The sequence below is a fragment of the Rhodococcus sp. DT1 genome (genome assembly GCF_049844875.1).
Taxonomy (GTDB): Bacteria; Actinomycetota; Actinomycetes; order Mycobacteriales; family Mycobacteriaceae; genus Rhodococcus.
Genome location: NZ_JBNCLW010000004.1, coordinates 167,179 through 184,562, shown reverse-complemented (window position 1 = coordinate 184,562; position 17,384 = coordinate 167,179). Strand labels below are relative to the sequence as shown.

Below are 17,384 nucleotides of genomic sequence, written 5' to 3'. Positions count from 1 at the left end.
ATTCCCCTCGAGAAGGCTGTCGACGCAGAATAAGCGGAATCGTCCGGCTGAGTCCGACCGCTCGGTGTCCGACCGCTCGGTCACGGTCCTGCACGTAAGGCCCCGCGAGGCTGCAGGGCTATGCCCCGCGCCCGCCGGGGACGCGGAGCATCTGCGCCTTTGTTACTCGACGATGGGGAAGATCGACTCGCCGTCTTCGGGGCTACCGTCGATCTGGCCGCGGTCCACGCGGGAATCCTCGACTATGACCCCGTCGACTACTTCCGCATGTTTGACGGTGCCGTCGTCCTCATCCGCATCTTCATCGATGACCTCGTCCACGAGGTCCTCGGTGAGTTCGTCGTCCGGCATCACCGCGACCGGTACCTCCGGCGGTGTTTCGGGCTCGATGTCGGGTTCTTCTTCGGCAAGCCGCTGGTCGAGCGATTCGCCTTCCTGCTCTTCGCGCTGTGTGGTGCCGAATTTGTCGGCTTCGCTCCATCCTTCGGGCGGATCGACAACTTCGTCGCCGTCGTCGTTGCGTACTTCGTCCGCGTCGAGACCCTCGCTCGGGCTGAGGGTGTCGCCGGGTCCGTCTTCGATACTCATGTCTTCGGAAATACCCGAGCCGGCAGGCCACGAAACGACGTCGGGGTGTGGCAGAACGAACGAAAATGCCGGACCCGTGGGGTCCGGCATCTTCGTAGGCCTGAGCTGTGTGTCGCTCGGGGTACGGCGTCGTCGCCGTCGCCTCGCGGGACAGCCCGGAGTCTTAGCGGCGGACGCCGCCGCGACGACCGGTAACAGCCTTGACGAGGAACAGCAGGATCACTGCGCCGAGGAGGCAGGTCAGGAAGCTGAAGATCAGCCCACCGCCTTCGACATCGACACCGAACAGCTTCAGGAGGAAGCCGCCGATCAGGCCGCCGATCACACCGACAACAACGTTGAGGAGAATGCCCTGCTGGGCGTCAGTGCCCATGAACTTACTGCCGATCCAACCGGCCAAACCACCGATGATGATCCAGCCGAGGATTCCGAGTCCGAGCATCGCGCGGGTCCTTCCTTGAGACTTCGGTAGAGAGATTGACTAGCCCATACTGCTTCTTTGCCGAGGTGGTTATACCCGTTTTGTCAGGATCAAACCGTTGGCGCACAAAATCGTTCGTTCCCGGTGACTCTCCGGGGCAGTTTTCGGCGTGGACGGGCCACTTCGCCGAACAAAGCGCGCATGCGGAGTCGCAGGACGCACACTGTTTCTCGTGCTCCCATCCACGACGGATAAGCCCGCCCGAGCGCCACTGGTGCTGGGAACGCTCATCCTCGTCGCGGCGGTCGCGAATCTCAATCTCGCCGTCGCCAATGTGGCCCTGCCCGACATCGGGAAAGCATTCGACACCAGCCAGACCGACCTGAACCTCATCGCGGTCGGATACTCGCTGGGTTTGGCGGGGTCGGTGCTCTATCTCGGTGCGGTCGGCGACCGCTACGGCCGAAAAACGATGCTGGTGCTGGGTATGACGTTGTCGGTGCCGATCTCGCTGCTCGCCGGTCTGGCACCGAACACCGAGGTGTTGTTTCTGGCGCGGGTGCTCGGTGGCGTATCCGCCGGGCTGGCCTTCCCGACGACGCTGGCCTTGATCACCGCGTTGTGGTCGGGTGCGGCGCGGACCCGGGCGATCGCATTGTGGTCCGCCATCGGCGGTGGTCTCACGTCGCTCGGTCCGCTCGTGGCAGGAGCACTGCTCGAGTGGTTCTACTGGGGATCGGTATTCCTGGTGACGATTCCGCTGGCGGTGGCGGCCCTCCTCCTGACAATCGTGTTCGTCCCGAGGCACGTCAACGAGTCCACCGCTCCGGTCGACCACCTCGGCGGGGTCGTGTCTGTCGTGATGGTGGGGTCGCTCGTTCTCGGCATCACCTTCGCGCCGGTGAGCGGTATGCAGACCACCGCCGTCTCCGCGGGTGTGATCGCACTGGCAGCCGGGGCCGTGTTCGTCATCCGCCAGCTTCGGGCGCCGAACCCGCTGTTCGACCTGCGGGTCGCGCGCCGCCGAATCTTCTGGGTCGCGGCGGTGGCGGGCATCATCGTGTTCGGATCGCTGATGGGATCGATGTACGTCAGCCAGCAGTATCTGCAGAACGTTCTCGGCTATTCGACGCTGGCGGCGGGATCGGCTGCCTTGCCGGCCGCAGCGGTGATGGTGCTGGTGGCGCCGCAGTCCGCGAAACTCGTGGAGGCGTACGGTTCGCGGTTCACGTTGTTGTCGGGATACGTGCCGATTGCGCTCGCGTTGGTCCTGGCGCTGGTGCTGTGGGACGAGAACGCCCGCTACTGGTCGATCGCCCTCGTATTCATGTTGATCGGTGCGGGCATCGGCCTCGCAGGGACACCCGCCTCCCACTCGCTCACGAGTTCGGTTCCGGTCTCACGGGCCGGAATGGCGTCGGGTACCTCGGATCTGCAGCGGGACCTGGGTGGTGCCATCATGCAGTCGACTCTCGGTGGACTCCTGACCGCCGGCTACACCGCTTCGTGGGCGGCGACGATCGCAAGCGCACCGGACGCTCAGTCCGTCAGCGAGCAAACGCAGGCAGCCCTCGAGAAGTCGTTTGCCGGTGCTGTGCATGTCGCGGAGAGCAACCCGCAATATGCGGAGCAGATCATGTCCGCGGCCCGCACCGCCTTTCTCGACGGTGACGATCGTGCGTACGCCGCAGCGATCGTGATCGTGGTCCTCGGAGCTCTGCTGGTGTTCTTCGTGTACCCGAAGCGCGACGGCGAAAAAGAACTTCTCGCGCACTACGCGGAGGAGGACTCCCTGGAAACGGCCGAGTAGCGATCGGTCGGGCCACGGCATCGCGGTCGCCTGCCGGTCTACGCCTCGGTGCAGGGCCGCGATAGCGTCGTGCCCATGAGTTTCGCCGAGGCTTCACCCGCCGTTCGTACGCGCTTGTCCCGGGCGACGCTCCGGCGTGCGATGCTCACCGCCGTCGTCCTGGCTGTCCTCGCACTGGCGGCTGTCCCTCTGCACGAGGAGTTGTACACCGCAATCGCCCGCACCATCGGGGCGTCGCCGCTGGCGGAGTTGGCGGGTGTGGTCGCGGAGAAGGGGCCGCTGGTACTGGTCGCGACGTTTGCGGTGCTGGCGGTGCGGTCCTGGCTGCGCGACCGCCGCGCGCTCCGGATCATGGTGGCCGGTGGCGCAGGAGCCGTGGTGGCGTACCTGACGAGTGAGCTCGTCAAACTCGTCATCACCGAGCCCCGGCCGTGCCGGGCATTCGACGTGACGACCGTCCTGGAGTGCCCCGAAGTGGGCGACTGGTCGTGGCCGTCGAACCACTCGGTGATCGCCGCGTCGCTGGCGACCGCCTGCGTTCTGGCCGTCCCGCGCATCATCTGGTTCGTTGCGCCCGTGGCGGTGCTGCTGGGATTCTCCCGGGTCGCCGGCGGCGTGCACTACGTGCACGACGTGCTCTCGGGTTTCGCGCTGGGTGTGCTCGTCGTCACGGGCATCACCGTTGCGCTGCTTCCGCTCGTCGACCGTCTCTACCTCCGGCTCCCGGACCGATTCGAGCGCACGGACTGACGCTCCGCGGGACGGCGTTCAGCTGATGAGTGCCGCTGCCAGTTCGCGGTAGTCGGCGGCCGGGAACGCGTTGGGATCGGCGGTCAGCACCTGGATGGCCACTTCGTCGGCGCCCGCGCGGTAATGCTTGTCGATGCCGGCGACGACGCGGTCGAGATCGCCCCACGGAATCAGCGCGTCCATCAGCCGGTGGCTGCCTCCGCCGGCCACGTCGTCCTCGGTGTACCCCAGACGCAGCAGGTTGTTCGAATAGTTCGGCAGTGACAGGTAGCCGCGCATGTATTCGCGCGCGATGCCACGAGCGGTGTCCTCGTCGCTCTCGAGCACGACGGCGACCTCCGGGGCGAGCAACGGACCGGCTCCGAGGATTTCGCGTGCCTGTGCGGTGTGTTCGGCAGGAACGAAGTACGGATGAGCGCCGGCCGCTCGTGCCGCCGACAGGGCGAGCATGCGCGGGCCGAGGGCCGCGAGGACACGGCGCTCGGCGGGAACCGGCGGCTGGGCGGCGTCGAGCGCGTCGAGGTACTCGACCATGTGGCTGTACGGCTTGGTGTAGGTGTGCGCAGCCTTCGCGTCGACGACGGGAGCATGGCTGGTGCCCACGCCGAGCAGGAACCGGCCCGGGTGTTCCTCCTCGAAGCGCGCGACGGTCGCGGCAACGTCGGCCGGTTCCGCATGCCAGATGCTGACGATGCCGCTCGCGACGCCGAGGCGCGTCGTCGCATTCAGGACTTCGCCGTACACGGGCGGAACGCCCTCGCCGAATCCACCCGACGTCCACAGTCGCTCGTAGCCCAGATCGTCGAGTTCACGGGCCGCGTCGAGCGCAGCCTCCCGGGTCTTTCCGCTCAGCCAGAACCCGCCGCCCCACACACTCACTCGTCGCGTCATGCACTCGACGATAACCGGAGGGCGGCGCCTGAGCCCCGCTACCTGAGCCGGAACGGTCGTCAACCAGGGGTTGACGAGCCCGGATCGTCAACCTAGCGTTGACGCATGGAACTCCTACGACCGACCCATCCCATTCGGCTCGACGACCTCATCGAAGGAATCAAGCAAGTCCATCCCGACGTCCTCGACCAACTCTCCGACGCCGTGATCGCCGCAGATCACCTGGGCGACATCGCGGATCACCTCATCGGCCACTTCGTCGACCAGGCGCGACGTTCGGGTGCGTCGTGGTCCGAGATCGGCGCCAGCATGGGCGTGTCCAAACAGGCCGCCCAGAAGCGATTCGTTCCGAAGCGAGAGAACGACCTGGATCCCGAGCAGGGGTTCTCCCGATTCACGCCCCGTGCCAAGAACGTCGTCATGGCGTCGATGAACGCAGCCCGGGCCGCGGGCAACCCCGAGATCGCCCCGGCGCACCTCGCTCTCGGTCTCCTCACCGACACAGACTCGTTCGCTGCGCAGGCGCTCGTTGCCCAGGGGGCCGATCTCGAGGCGCTGCGCACTTCGATCGCAAGCGCCCTGCCTGCCCCGTCGAGTGAGCCGCTGCCCGAACTGATCCCGTACGACGCACAGGTCCGGAAGATACTCGAGCTGACGTTCCGGGAGGCTCTGCGCCTCGGGCACAACTACGTGGGGAGCGAGCACATCCTTCTCGCCGTGCTCGAAGTGGAGAACGGTTCCGGCGTGCTGTCGGCGGCCGGACTAGGCAAGACACGCACGGAAGCGGAGATACAGAAGATGCTCGGTGAGACCCAGGGGACCCCCCAGGATTGAGACCGCGCCGAATCGGTTTGTCACGGGGTTGTTCGGGTACTCGTAGAGTCCAAGGCGCACTTACCGATCGGAGTTTTCGATATGGCAGGGCAACCCCCTAAGGTTCCGGGCGCACCCGCGTCCATCGAGCCACAGCTCACAGAACCCACGACACCGGTTGACACTCCCGAGGCGAAGCCCGACCAGCAGCAGCCGGCGGGCGTGACCGCAACGGGCAACAAGGTCGACATCGACGGTGCCCGCGCCCAGAGCGGCGCGTTCCTCACCACCGCGCAGGGCGCGCGTCTCACCGATACCGATCATTCCCTCAAGGCAGGGGCACGTGGACCTGTTCTTCTGCAGGACCATCACTTCCGCGAAAAGATCACCCATTTCGACCACGAACGCATTCCCGAGCGGGTAGTCCATGCACGCGGCGCCGCCGCCCATGGAGTGTTCCGCGCCAACGGTGCAGCGACCACCGTCACCAAGGCCGGCTTCCTGAAGAAGGGCGCGGAAACTCCTGTCTTCGTGCGGTTCTCGACCGTCCTCGGTTCGAGAGGTTCGGCGGACGCCGTTCGCGACACGCGTGGATTCGCGACCAAGTTCTACACCGACGAGGGCACTTTCGACCTGGTCGGTAACAACATTCCCGTGTTCTTCATCCAGGACGCCATCAAGTTCCCGGATGTCATCCACGCCGGAAAGCCGCACCCCGACAGGGAGATTCCGCAGGCACAGAGCGCGCACGATACGTTCTGGGACTTCGTCTCGCTCCACACCGAGGCCACCGCGCACACGATGTGGAACATGTCCGACCGCGGTATTCCGCGCTCGTACCGGATGATGGAGGGCTTCGGCGTCCACACCTTCCGGCTCATCAACGACGCGGGCGAGACTTCTCTCGTCAAGTTCCACTGGAAGCCACGTCTGGGCGTGCATTCGCTGGTGTGGGAAGAAGCCCAGATGATCAACGGCTTCGACCCCGATTACCACCGCCGCGACCTCGCCGACGCCATCGAGGCCGGGGCATACCCGGAATGGGATCTCGGGGTCCAGGTGTTCCCCGACAATCCGGAACAGACCTTCGAGGGCATCGATCTGCTCGACCCGACGAAGATCGTGCCGGAAGAGCTCGCTCCGGTGCAGATCATCGGCACCATGGTGCTCAACGCCAACCCCACCAACTTCTTCGCGGAGACCGAGCAGGTCGCGTTCCATCCCGGCCACCTCGTGCCCGGTATCGACGTCACCGACGACCCGCTGTTGCAGGGGCGCCTGTTCTCCTACCTCGACACGCAGATCACCCGGCTCGGCGGGCCGAACTTCGGTCAGATTCCGATCAACCGCCCGCACGCCCCCGTCAACGACATGCTGCGCGACGGGTTCCACCAGCACGCGGTACACAAGGGCGTCGCGCCGTACAAGCCGAATTCCCTCGATGCCGGGTGCCCGTTCGCGGCAGGTGCCGACGAAGGCGCCTTCATCGACTTCCCGGTCGAGTTGCAGGCGGCACAGAAGGAACGCGCCTTGTCGCGGAGTTTCGACGACCACTACTCGCAGGTCCGCCAGTTCTACAAGAGCCTGTCGGAGATCGAGAAGGAACACGTCGCGTACGCGTACACCTTCGAACTCGGCAAGTGCTACGAGCAGACGATCAAGGAGCGCCAGCTCCAGATCCTCGCCAACATCGACGCCGATCTGTGCGCGACAGTGGCAGCAGGGCTCGGTCTCGAGGCTCCCGCACCCACGATCGAACTCGTCGATCCTGCCCCGAGCCCGGCCCTGTCACAGGTGGGTAAGACGTGGCCGGTTCAGGGCCGCATCATCGGTATCGTCGCGGACGACACCAGCGACCTCGATCAGGTGCAGGCTGCTGTGACGGCGATCGACGGCGCGGATTGTGTCCCGCTGGTCATCGCACCGCACGGCGGAAAGCTCGGCGGTGTGGTCCCGATCTCCCGGACGTTCCTCACCGCACGGTCCGTCGAGTTCGACGCGGTTCTCTTCGCCACCCCCGCATCCGATCCACGGGCTCGGGTCCTCGTCGACGAGACTCTCCGGCACCAGAAGGCAGTCGCCGCGTGGGGTGACGGCCAGGCGTTGTTCGAGGGCGTTGCGGCACCGGGCGTGGTCTCTGCGACCGGTCCGGAAGACGCTGTCGGTGCGGTGTTGGAGCTGCTCGGTACCCACCGAGTCTGGGAACGAACCGCAATGTGACAGAGTTCACCTGAGCGCGACTTACGGTTTCGAAAGCGCCGCGTTATTCTTTCGTTACCTCTGGCCGCAGCTGATGTTCATCGCTGCGGCCAGTTGTTGTTTACGGGCCTCTCAGATGCCCGTGGTCGCGCGAGGATAGGCCGCCTCCGTGTCGGTGAGAACGTTCACCACATAGGGGATCCCCGACGAGAAAGCCCTGTCGAGGGCCGGGCCGATCGCCCGGGGATCGGCGACCATCTCACCCCCGGCACCCAACGCGACCGCTACCTGGTCGTAGCGGGTGCCGGGGGTGAGGTCTGCCGCGACGTCGTACCCGTACAACATCTGCATCGGCCCCTTCTCGAGTCCCCACGCCGAGTTGTTCCCCACCACGATCACCACCGGCAGCCGGTGCCGCACGAGGGTGTCGACGTCCATCAGCGACATCCCGGCGGCTCCGTCGCCGAGCAGCAACACGACCTGGCTCGACGGCCGCGCTATTCGCGCCGCGATCGCAGCGCCCAGACCGGCACCGAGGCATCCGTACGGTCCGGGATCGAGCCACAGGCCCGGCTTTCGCGGCTCGACGAACTTTCCCGCGAACGACACGAAGTCACCGCCGTCCCCGATGACGACGGCATCGTCGGCCAGACGCGGGAGAAGCTCACCGTAGATGCGGGCCGGATGGATGGGGTCCGAGTCGGCGGACAACAGCGCGGTATCCCGAGCGGCGGCCTCGAGCGTGAGATCGCGCAACCGGTCCGCCCACGCACGAATATCCGGCCTTGCGGACAAGGCCGAGAGAATGCCGTCGAAGCACGCCGTGAGATCCCCGGCCGCGGAGGCCGCGAGTTCGGCATGTGCCGAGATCTGGCCGGGGGAGTCCGCAATGTGCACGACCTGGGCCGCCGGCCCGCCGTCGCGGCCTCCGAATCGTCCGTACCCCAGCCGGAAATCCAGCGGGGTGCCCACGACCAGCACGAGATCGCACGTGCCGACCGCCGCGCTCCGTGCCTTGCTGACGAGCAGCGGATGACCGCCGGGGACGATGCCGCGTCCCATGCCGTTGGTGATCACCGGTATGCCGAGTTCGTCGACGAACCAGAGGGCCGCGTTCTCGGCGCCGTCCGCCCACACGTCGGTGCCCAGGACGAGCAGGGGCCGTTCCGCGCTGGTCAGCAGCCGGGCGATCTCGGCCAGGTCCTCCGCATCCGGCTCGAGGCGGGGAAGCACATGCGCCTGCGGCCGCGGCGCCGTCACCCGCCCGTACAACTCGTCCATCGGGACGTCGACGAAAGCCGGTCCGCGATGCGGGGATTCGGCCGCGGTGAACGCCGCATCCACCGTCGGGCCGACTTCGCCGACGGTGCGCGCCGTCTCCGACAGCTTGGTGACCGACCGGAACAACGGGGGCTGATCCAGTTCCTGGAGACTTCCGGTGCCCCAGCGCGCATTGGGGGCGCGGCCGCCGAGTACGACCAGCGGCGAGCCCGCGAAGTGAGCTTGCGTGACGGCGCTGATCCCGTTCGTGACGCCCGGCCCGGCGGTGAGTACCGCAAGGCCCGGATGCCGGTCGAGCTTGCCGGTCGCCTCCGCCGCGAACACCGCCGTCTGCTCGTGCCGCACGTCGACGAGCCGCATCCGCGACTCGCCTTTCACCGCGGCGTCGTACAGGGGGAAGACGTGGGCGCCGGAGAGGGTGAACATCGTCTCCACACCGTGTGCGCGGGCCACAGCGGCGGCGTGATCGCCACCGTGCCCTTCCAATTCGGGGCTCATGCGCCCGAACGCTACGACCCGGCGGAGGGCCGTGGGCTCGGTTCGGGGGAACCCGGCGCGTTCAGGCGAATCTCGAGGTGGCGCGGATCGCCGCGTTGCGCGCGGTGGCGAACCGGGTGGCGGTCGCGACCCCGGCCAGCATCCGGGAGGCCCGCACGAGTCGCTGGGTGCGGTGCCGGCGCGCGCGGTCGTAGCGATGCAGGGCTTCGGTGACGGAATGGTCGCGAAGCAGGACGGCGAGCGCGGAGGCGTCGACGATCGCCTCGCAGGCACCGCGGCCGAGGTTGGGTGCCATCGCGTGTGCGGCATCACCGATGAGGGCCACCTTGCCGCGGACGTACGACGGCAGCGGTGGCGACTGGTACAGGTCGTGATGCAGCACCGCAGGAGGGTCGAGGCGATCGAGTACGTCGAGGACCGCGGGGTGCCACTCGCGATAACGCTCGCGGAGGTCGGGAACACCGCCGGTCGAGTCGGCCGGCGCGCGGACGGCCGCGAACCAGTTGGTGAGGTCGCCGTCGCGGGGTGTGATCCCGAACAGCGCGTTCGGTCCCCAGCTTTCGCTCAGTGAGGCGGCCCGCCCGTCGACCCACCCTCGCCATGCGGTGAATCCGGTGTAGACCGGCCGGAACCGCGGCCCGAAGAGGGCGTCGCGGGTGGCGCTCCCGATGCCGTCGGCGCCGACCACGACGTCGTATCCGGAGAGATCCGGTGCCGCCGCCGCAGGGTGACCGAAGTGCACTGTGCCATCCGGTAACCCGGCGGACAGGAGCTCGAGCAACGGCGGCCGCGACAGGAGGACCGCGGGCCGCCGGAGATTCTCGAGGCGCGCGATAGGCCGGCCGTCCCAGCGCAGGAACCACCCCGAGGTCTGCAGCACTCCGCGTTTCTCGGCCTCGCCTCCGAGACCGGCCACTCCGAGCGAGGCAAGTGCCTCGGGCCACAGTCCCAGCGCGGTTCCGGTGGGAGGAAGGCCCTCGGCGCGTTCGAACACGTCGACGTGCCAGCCGAAGCGGACGAGCGCGTTCGCAGCGGTGAGCCCGCCGATGCCCCCACCGAGAATCGCGGCCTTTCCTGCGTGTGTCCCGCTCATGCACCGCAATCTACTACGTTTGTAGTGCGGTGTCACTACATGTGTAGTAGCCGGTTTATGCTGGGACCGTGACCGACAAGCGTGCCGCTGTGCTCGACGCCGCCATCGAGGTTCTGGGAGCAGACGGGGTGCGCGCCCTCACCCATCGCCGCGTCGACGCACGCGCGGGTGTTCCCGCAGGTTCGACGTCGAACTACTTCCGGACCCGGGGTGCACTCGTCGAGGGCGTACTCGATCGCCTCCTCGAACGTGATCGCCAGGATCTGGCGGCCCTGACGGCGGACGGCACGGCACCGGACCGGCGGGGCCTCGAGGTTCTGCTGCGGGACTACGTGCTCTACGCGACCGGTCCGGACGCGGTGCGCACCCGCGCGCGACTGGCACTGTTCGTCGAGTCGACCACGGTCCCCGCGATGCGCGCGTCGGTGGGCGCGAGGCGCGGAGAACTGCGGGCGTGGGGCAGGGAAATCCTCGCCGCGCTCGGCGCCGACGACCCCGAGACGGCCGCGCAGATCGTGGTGGACTACGTCGACGGGGTGATCCTCCACCGCCTCACCTCCGAGGACGACGGGACGGACCCGCAGACCGGCATCGGCAGGATCCTCGACGCCGTTCTGCAGCGAACCGCGGTTATGTGAACGGCTCGTCACAGGCGTGTCAACGGGGCATTTACGCAGGTCAGCCTCAAGGTAGGGCAGCCTATGTTGCATTACCCCCGGTGACCTGGCATATCGTTTCCTCCAGAGCGGTGGGCCCACGATGTCCCACCGGTCGCCAGACCCGTCTCGTGCTGCCGACAAAAGGCACCCGCACCGTCGCGGATGAGCGGATACTGGCGGTGTCGAAGGTATCGGGACACCCGGCCGATACCCGTCTACGGCAGTAGATGGCCATCAGCGCTGCTGGTCGTCGGTGCTATCGCACGCAACGAAGGCTAGGTATGACTCTTCTCCCCGGGCCTCAAGGGCTCTACCACCCCTCGAACGAGCACGATTCCTGTGGCGTCGCGTTCGTTGTCGACATGCACGGTCGCCGAAGCCGCGACATCGTCGAGAAGGCGATCACCGCGCTCGTCAACCTGGAGCATCGCGGTGCTGCGGGAGCGGAGCAGAACACCGGCGACGGCGCCGGCATCCTCATTCAGATTCCCGACGCGTACTTCCGCGCTGTCGTCGACTTCGACCTTCCCGCGGAAGGTGCCTACGCGACCGGTATCGCCTTCCTGCCCAAGGGCGCGGAAGCCGCCGATGAGGCTGTTGCACAGGTGAACCGCATCGTCGAGGAAGAGGGCCTCGAGGTCCTCGGCTGGCGTGAGGTACCCGTGGACGAGTCGGAACTCGGCTCCATGGCGATCGATGCCATGCCGACCTTCCGCCAGATCTTCGTCGCGTCGGGCGCCCGCGCCCTGACCGGCATCGACCTCGAGCGCCGTGCCTACGTGGTGCGCAAGCGCACCGAGCACGAACTCGGCCACCACGGCCCCGGCGAGGACGGCCCCGGCCGCGAGACCGTGTACTTCCCGAGCCTGTCGGCGTCGACCTTCGTCTACAAGGGCATGCTCACCACGCCGCAGCTCAAGGGCTTCTACGTGGACCTCCAGGACGAGCGCGTCGAGTCGGCTCTCGGTCTGGTGCACTCGCGCTTCTCCACGAACACCTTCCCGTCGTGGCCTCTCGCGCATCCCTTCCGTCGCGTCGCACACAACGGCGAGATCAACACCGTCACCGGCAACGCCAACTGGATGCGTGCACGTGAGGCACTGATCAACAGCGACATCTTCGGCGGTCGCGACAAGCTCGAGAAGATCTTCCCGGTGTGCACCCCGGGCGCCTCGGACACCGCGCGGTTCGACGAGGTTCTCGAACTTCTCCACCTCGGTGGCCGCAGCCTGCCGCACGCGGTGCTCATGATGATCCCGGAGGCGTGGGAACGGCACACGGCCATGGATCCGGCCCGTCGTGCGTTCTACGAGTACCACTCCGCGCTCATGGAGCCGTGGGACGGCCCCGCGTCGGTGTGCTTCACCGACGGTGTCGTCATCGGTGCGGTGCTCGACCGCAACGGTCTGCGCCCGTCGCGCGCCTGGGTCACCGACGACGGTCTGGTCGTGATGGCGTCCGAGGTGGGTGTGCTCGACATCCCCGCCGAGAAGATCGTGAGCAAGCGGCGCCTGCAGCCGGGCCGGATGTTCCTCGTCGACACGGCCAAGGGCCGCATCGTCGAAGACGAGGAGATCAAGCGCGAACTCGCCGCCGAACTCCCGTACCAGGAGTGGGTCGAAAACGGCGTCACCCGTCTCGAAGACCTGCCGCAGTCGAAGTACACCTACATGTCGCACGAGCGGGTCGTGTTGCGGCAGCAGGTGTTCGGATACACCAACGAAGAGGTCGACCTCCTCGTCAAGCCGATGGCTGCCACCGGTGGTGAGGCGCTCGGTTCCATGGGCACCGACACACCGATCGCCGTGCTGTCGTCGCGGCCGCGGATGCTGTTCGACTTCTTCTCGCAGCTGTTCGCGCAGGTGACCAACCCGCCGCTGGACGCGATCCGCGAAGAGATCGTCACCAGTATGGGTGGGATGCTCGGGCCCGAGGGCGACCTGCTCGACCCCACCGCCGCGTCGTGCCGGCGCATCCTGCTCTCCGCACCGGTGATCGACAACGACGATCTGCAGAAGCTCATCCACGTCAACGACGAGAAGCAGTTCCCGGGCTTCAGCAGCGTCATCATCCGCGGCCTGTACCCGGTCGCGGAAGGCGGAGCCGGTCTGGAGCGGGCGCTCGCGAGCATTCGCGCGCAGGTGTCCCAGGCCATCGAGAAGGGCGCACGCCTGATCGTGTTGTCGGACCGCGAGTCCGACGAGAAGCTCGCGCCGATCCCGTCGCTGCTGCTCACCTCCGCGGTGCACCACCACCTCGTGCGGGAGAAGACGCGCACGCAGGTCGGTCTGCTCGTCGAGGCGGGCGACGCCCGCGAGGTGCACCACATCGCCGCGCTGTGCGGTTTCGGTGCGGCCGTGGTCAATCCGTACATGGCGTTCGAGAGCATCGACGAGTTGCTGCAGAACGGCGACCTGCCGGAGGGCATGACCCTCGACAAGGCCATCGCCAACTACATCAAGGCCGCGTCGAAGGGCGTCCTCAAGGTGATGTCCAAGATGGGCATCTCCACGCTCGCCTCGTACACGGGCGCGCAGCTGTTCCAGGTCATCGGCCTGTCGCAGGACCTCGTCGACGAGTACTTCACCGGCCTGCAGTCGCAGCTCGGGGGCGTCGGCCTCGAAGAGATCGCCCACGACGTGGCAGCCCGTCACCGGTCGGCATTCCTCGACCGGCCGTCCGAGCACGCGCACCGCGAGCTCGAGGTGGGCGGTGAATACCAGTGGCGTCGTGAAGGTGAGTACCACCTGTTCAACCCGGACACGGTGTTCAAGCTCCAGCACGCCACCCGCACCGGTCAGTACAAGGTGTTCAAGGAGTACACGAAGCTCGTCGACGACCAGTCGCAGCAGCTCGCGTCGCTCCGTGGCCTGTTCGAGTTCAAGACCGGTTTGCGCCCCGCCGTGCCTCTCGAGGAGGTCGAGCCGGCGAGCGAGATCGTCAAGCGGTTCTCCACCGGTGCGATGAGCTACGGCTCCATCTCGTCGGAGGCCCACGAGACTCTCGCGATCGCGATGAACCGTCTCGGCGGCCGATCGAATTCCGGTGAGGGCGGCGAACATCCCGACCGCTTCACGCCGGACGAGAACGGCGACTGGCGGCGCTCGGCGATCAAGCAGGTCGCGTCCGGCCGGTTCGGTGTGTCGTCGCACTACCTGACGAACTGCACCGATATCCAGATCAAGATGGCGCAGGGCGCCAAGCCCGGCGAGGGTGGACAGCTCCCGCCGCACAAGGTGTACCCGTGGGTCGCCGAGGTGCGTGGTTCCACGCCGGGTGTCGGCCTGATCTCGCCGCCGCCGCACCACGACATCTACTCCATCGAGGATCTGGCCCAGCTGATCCACGACCTGAAGAACGCCAACCCGGAAGCCCGCATCCACGTGAAGCTGGTGTCCGAACTCGGCGTCGGCACGGTCGCGGCGGGCGTGTCCAAGGCGCATGCCGACGTGGTGCTCATCTCCGGTCACGACGGTGGCACCGGCGCGTCGCCGCTGACCTCGCTCAAGCACGCCGGCGCACCGTGGGAGATCGGCCTGGCCGAGACCCAGCAGACGCTCATGCTCAACGGTCTGCGCGACCGCATCGTGGTGCAGGTCGACGGCCAGATGAAGACGGGCCGCGACGTCATCGTCGCGGCGCTGCTCGGAGGCGAGGAGTTCGGTTTCGCCACCGCGCCGCTCGTGGTCTCGGGTTGCGTCATGATGCGCGTCTGTCATCTCGACACCTGCCCCGTGGGTGTCGCGACGCAGAACCCCGTGCTGCGCAAGCGTTTCACCGGCAAGCCGGAGTTCGTCGAGAACTTCATGCTCTACATCGCCGAAGAGGTGCGCGAGTACCTCGCGGAGCTGGGCTTCCGCAGTCTCGACGAGGCGATCGGGCAGGTCGACTGCCTCGACACCCGCAAGGCCGTGGACCACTACCGCGCGTCGAAGCTGGACCTGTCGCCGTTGCTGCAGAAGGTCACCTCGCCGATCTACGGCGAGCAGGACATGCACTGCACCAAGGAACAGGACCACGCACTCGACAAGGCGCTCGACAACGACCTGATCGCCAAGGCGCAGCAGGCTCTCGAGTCCGGCACGCCCGTCGAGATCGACACGGCCGTCGCGAACGTCAACCGCACGGTCGGCACGATGCTCGGCCACGAGGTCACCAAGAAGTACGGCAAGGACGGCCTGCCGGACGGCACGATCGACATCACGTTGACGGGATCGGCCGGTAACAGCTTCGGTGCCTTCGTGCCTCGCGGTATCACGCTGCGCCTGTACGGGGACGCGAACGACTTCGTCGGCAAGGGCTTGTCGGGTGGCCGCATCGTCGTGCGTCCCCCGCTCGACGCCGCACCGGGATTCGTGCCGGAAGACAACATCATTGCCGGCAACGTGATCCTGTTCGGTGCCACCGGCGGTGAGGTTCTCATCCGCGGTGTCGCAGGCGAGCGTTTCGCAGTCCGCAACTCCGGAGCCACGGCCGTCGTCGAAGGCGTCGGCGACCACGGCTGCGAGTACATGACGGGTGGCAAGGTCGTCATCCTCGGCAAGACCGGCCGCAACTTCGGTGCGGGCATGTCCGGTGGCGTCGCGTTCGTGTACAACCCGGACAAGGACTTCGAGGACAACCTGAATACCGAGCTGGTCGACCTCGAGGATCTCGAGGGCGAAGACTTCGTCTGGCTCAAGGGCGCGGTCGAACGGCATCGTGACGAAACGGGCTCCGACGTTGCAGCCCGCATCCTGGCCGACTGGTCACAACAGGTCAGCCACTTCGCGAAGGTCATGCCTCGCGATTACAAGAAGGTGCTCATGGCTATCAAGGACGCCACCATTCGTGGTGGGAACGTGGACGAGGCGATCATGGAGGCAGCTCGTGGGTGATCCAAGCGGCTTCCTCAAGCACGGGTCGCGCGAGACTCCGGTCCGTCGTCCCGTCCCCCTCCGGCTGCTCGACTGGAAGGAGGTCTACGAGCCTTTCCCGCTCGAGACCCTCCAGGTCCAGGCGAGTCGCTGCATGGACTGCGGTATTCCCTTCTGCCACAACGGCTGTCCGCTCGGAAACCTGATTCCCGAGTGGAACGACCTGGCGTACAAGGGCAAGTGGGAGGACGGCATCGAACGCCTCCACGCCACCAACAACTTCCCGGAGTTCACCGGGCGGCTGTGCCCGGCACCCTGTGAGGCGTCGTGTGTCCTGGGCATCAACCAGGATCCGGTGACGATCAAGCAGGTCGAGGTCGAGCTGATCGAGAAGGCCTTCGAGGACAACCGCGTCAAGCCGGTGCCGCCGTCGAAGCTCACCGGTCGCAAGGTGGCGGTCGTCGGGTCGGGTCCGGCAGGACTTGCTGCGGCGCAGCAGCTTACGCGCGCGGGGCACACGGTCACGGTGTTCGAGCGGGCCGACCGCATCGGCGGACTGCTCCGCTACGGCATTCCCGAGTTCAAGATGGAGAAGCGGTTCATCGACCGCCGTCTCGCACAGATGGAGGCCGAGGGCACCGTCTTCCGGACCGGAGTGAATGTCGGGGTCGACATCACGGCCGACGAACTGCGCGAGCAGTTCGACGCCGTGGTCCTCGCCGGCGGTGCGACGGTGGCGCGCGATCTGCCCATTCCCGGACGCGAACTCGACGGGATCCATCAGGCGATGGAGTTCCTGCCGATCGCCAACCGTGTCCAGTTCGGTGACCTCCCCGCGCCGACCATCACGGCGGAAGGTAAGAAGGTCGTCATCATCGGTGGCGGCGACACCGGTGCCGACTGCCTCGGTACGTCACACCGTCAGGGTGCGGTGAGCGTCAGCCAGTTCGAGATCATGCCGCGCCCGCCGGAGCAGCGCGCCGACTCGACGCCGTGGCCGACGTACCCGTTGATGTACCGCATCTCTTCGGCACACGAAGAGGGTGGCGACCGCGTCTTCTCCGTCAACACCGAGCAGTTCGTCGGCGAGGACGGCAAGGTCACGGGTCTCCGCGCCCACGAGGTGCGCATGGTGAACGGCCGTTTCGAAAAGGTCGAGGGAAGCGACTTCGAACTCGAAGCCGATCTCGTCCTCCTCGCGATGGGCTTTGTCGGGCCCGAGAAGCCGGGCCTGCTCACGGATCTCGGTGTTGACCTCAACGAGCGCGGCAACGTCGCCCGCTCCGAGGAGTGGTCCACCAATGTCGACGGCGTGTTCGTCGCCGGCGACATGGGGCGTGGCCAGTCTCTCATCGTGTGGGCCATCGCCGAGGGTCGCGCATGCGCGGCGGCAGTGGATCGATTCCTCGAGGGAGCAACGGCGCTTCCCGTTCCGATCACCACCAGCACGATGCCGCAGCGCTGACGCTGCCGAACGACAAGCGGGGCCGCACACGAGAGTGTGCGGCCCCGTTTGTCTCTTCCC

Annotated in this window: 12 protein-coding genes; 7 read left to right on the top strand and 5 right to left on the bottom strand. The window is 66.9% G+C overall.

Annotated elements, in window-relative coordinates; genetic code table 11:
* Positions 1–162: 162 nt before the first annotated feature.
* Both ACLQ3J_RS11500 and ACLQ3J_RS11495 read right to left on the bottom strand, forming a co-directional pair.
* Positions 163–588 carry a hypothetical protein gene (locus tag ACLQ3J_RS11500; protein WP_169652291.1) on the bottom strand — a complete coding sequence of 142 codons (426 nt, stop codon included), beginning with the start codon at positions 586–588 and terminating at the stop codon, positions 163–165.
* A gap of 163 nt (positions 589–751) precedes the next feature.
* A complete protein-coding gene (locus ACLQ3J_RS11495; RefSeq protein WP_296550679.1) occupies positions 752–1,030 on the bottom strand; it encodes a GlsB/YeaQ/YmgE family stress response membrane protein in 279 nt (92 codons plus the stop codon).
* A 211-nt stretch (positions 1,031–1,241) separates the two neighbouring features.
* Between ACLQ3J_RS11495 and ACLQ3J_RS11490 the strand changes: the two genes are divergently transcribed.
* Positions 1,242–2,819 (top strand): MFS transporter, encoded by a 1,578-nt coding sequence (locus tag ACLQ3J_RS11490; RefSeq protein WP_296550678.1) that lies wholly within the window; start codon positions 1,242–1,244, stop codon positions 2,817–2,819.
* A gap of 75 nt (positions 2,820–2,894) precedes the next feature.
* A complete protein-coding gene (locus tag ACLQ3J_RS11485) occupies positions 2,895–3,569 on the top strand; it encodes a phosphatase PAP2 family protein (protein ID WP_425903286.1) in 675 nt (224 codons plus the stop codon).
* Positions 3,570–3,587: 18 nt separating this feature from the next.
* Here the strand turns inward: ACLQ3J_RS11485 and ACLQ3J_RS11480 are convergent, their stop codons facing one another.
* On the bottom strand, positions 3,588–4,448 hold the full coding sequence (locus ACLQ3J_RS11480) for a TIGR03620 family F420-dependent LLM class oxidoreductase (RefSeq protein ID WP_422423277.1): 861 nt from the start codon (positions 4,446–4,448) through the stop codon (positions 3,588–3,590).
* Positions 4,449–4,565: 117 nt separating this feature from the next.
* On the opposite strand from ACLQ3J_RS11480, the gene ACLQ3J_RS11475 reads away from it, so the two are divergent.
* A complete protein-coding gene (locus ACLQ3J_RS11475) occupies positions 4,566–5,294 on the top strand; it encodes a Clp protease N-terminal domain-containing protein (RefSeq protein ID WP_425903285.1) in 729 nt (242 codons plus the stop codon).
* Between the two features lie 81 nt (positions 5,295–5,375).
* Positions 5,376–7,493 (top strand): catalase, encoded by a 2,118-nt coding sequence (locus ACLQ3J_RS11470; RefSeq protein ID WP_425903284.1) that lies wholly within the window; start codon positions 5,376–5,378, stop codon positions 7,491–7,493.
* A 111-nt stretch (positions 7,494–7,604) separates the two neighbouring features.
* Here the strand turns inward: ACLQ3J_RS11470 and ACLQ3J_RS11465 are convergent, their stop codons facing one another.
* Together ACLQ3J_RS11465 and ACLQ3J_RS11460 are read right to left on the bottom strand one after the other, a co-directional pair.
* Complete coding sequence (locus tag ACLQ3J_RS11465) at positions 7,605–9,251, bottom strand: acetolactate synthase (protein WP_425903283.1); 1,647 nt, start codon at positions 9,249–9,251, stop codon at positions 7,605–7,607.
* 61 nt (positions 9,252–9,312) lie between these two features.
* Positions 9,313–10,344 (bottom strand): FAD-dependent monooxygenase, encoded by a 1,032-nt coding sequence (locus ACLQ3J_RS11460; protein ID WP_425903282.1) that lies wholly within the window; start codon positions 10,342–10,344, stop codon positions 9,313–9,315.
* A gap of 68 nt (positions 10,345–10,412) precedes the next feature.
* Here ACLQ3J_RS11460 and ACLQ3J_RS11455 point away from each other — a divergent pair, with 68 nt between their 5' ends.
* The 3 genes from ACLQ3J_RS11455 to ACLQ3J_RS11445 all read left to right on the top strand — a co-directional run bounded on the left by ACLQ3J_RS11455 (position 10,413) and on the right by ACLQ3J_RS11445 (position 17,324).
* Entirely contained in the window at positions 10,413–10,982 is a 570-nt protein-coding gene (locus tag ACLQ3J_RS11455; RefSeq protein WP_425903280.1) for a TetR/AcrR family transcriptional regulator, read from the top strand.
* A 302-nt stretch (positions 10,983–11,284) separates the two neighbouring features.
* Positions 11,285–15,880: a glutamate synthase large subunit gene (gene gltB, locus ACLQ3J_RS11450; protein ID WP_425903279.1), complete on the top strand. Its 4,596-nt coding sequence runs from the start codon at positions 11,285–11,287 to the stop codon at positions 15,878–15,880.
* The gene (locus tag ACLQ3J_RS11445) at positions 15,873–17,324 is read left to right on the top strand and encodes a glutamate synthase subunit beta (protein WP_425903278.1); all 1,452 of its coding nucleotides are present in this window, start codon (positions 15,873–15,875) and stop codon (positions 17,322–17,324) included. The genes gltB and ACLQ3J_RS11445 overlap by 8 nt, the downstream gene beginning before the upstream one ends.
* The last annotated feature ends 60 nt before the right edge of the window (positions 17,325–17,384 follow it).

Coding starts and splice junctions, on each gene's coding strand:
- gltB (WP_425903279.1), top strand. CDS start 11,285: ATGACTCTTCTCCCCGGGCCTCAAGGGCTCTACCACCCCTCGAACGAG.
- ACLQ3J_RS11475 (WP_425903285.1), top strand. CDS start 4,566: ATGGAACTCCTACGACCGACCCATCCCATTCGGCTCGACGACCTCATC.
- ACLQ3J_RS11495 (WP_296550679.1), bottom strand. CDS start 1,030: ATGCTCGGACTCGGAATCCTCGGCTGGATCATCATCGGTGGTTTGGCC.
- ACLQ3J_RS11460 (WP_425903282.1), bottom strand. CDS start 10,344: ATGAGCGGGACACACGCAGGAAAGGCCGCGATTCTCGGTGGGGGCATC.
- ACLQ3J_RS11465 (WP_425903283.1), bottom strand. CDS start 9,251: ATGAGCCCCGAATTGGAAGGGCACGGTGGCGATCACGCCGCCGCTGTG.
- ACLQ3J_RS11485 (WP_425903286.1), top strand. CDS start 2,895: ATGAGTTTCGCCGAGGCTTCACCCGCCGTTCGTACGCGCTTGTCCCGG.
- ACLQ3J_RS11500 (WP_169652291.1), bottom strand. CDS start 588: ATGAGTATCGAAGACGGACCCGGCGACACCCTCAGCCCGAGCGAGGGT.
- ACLQ3J_RS11470 (WP_425903284.1), top strand. CDS start 5,376: ATGGCAGGGCAACCCCCTAAGGTTCCGGGCGCACCCGCGTCCATCGAG.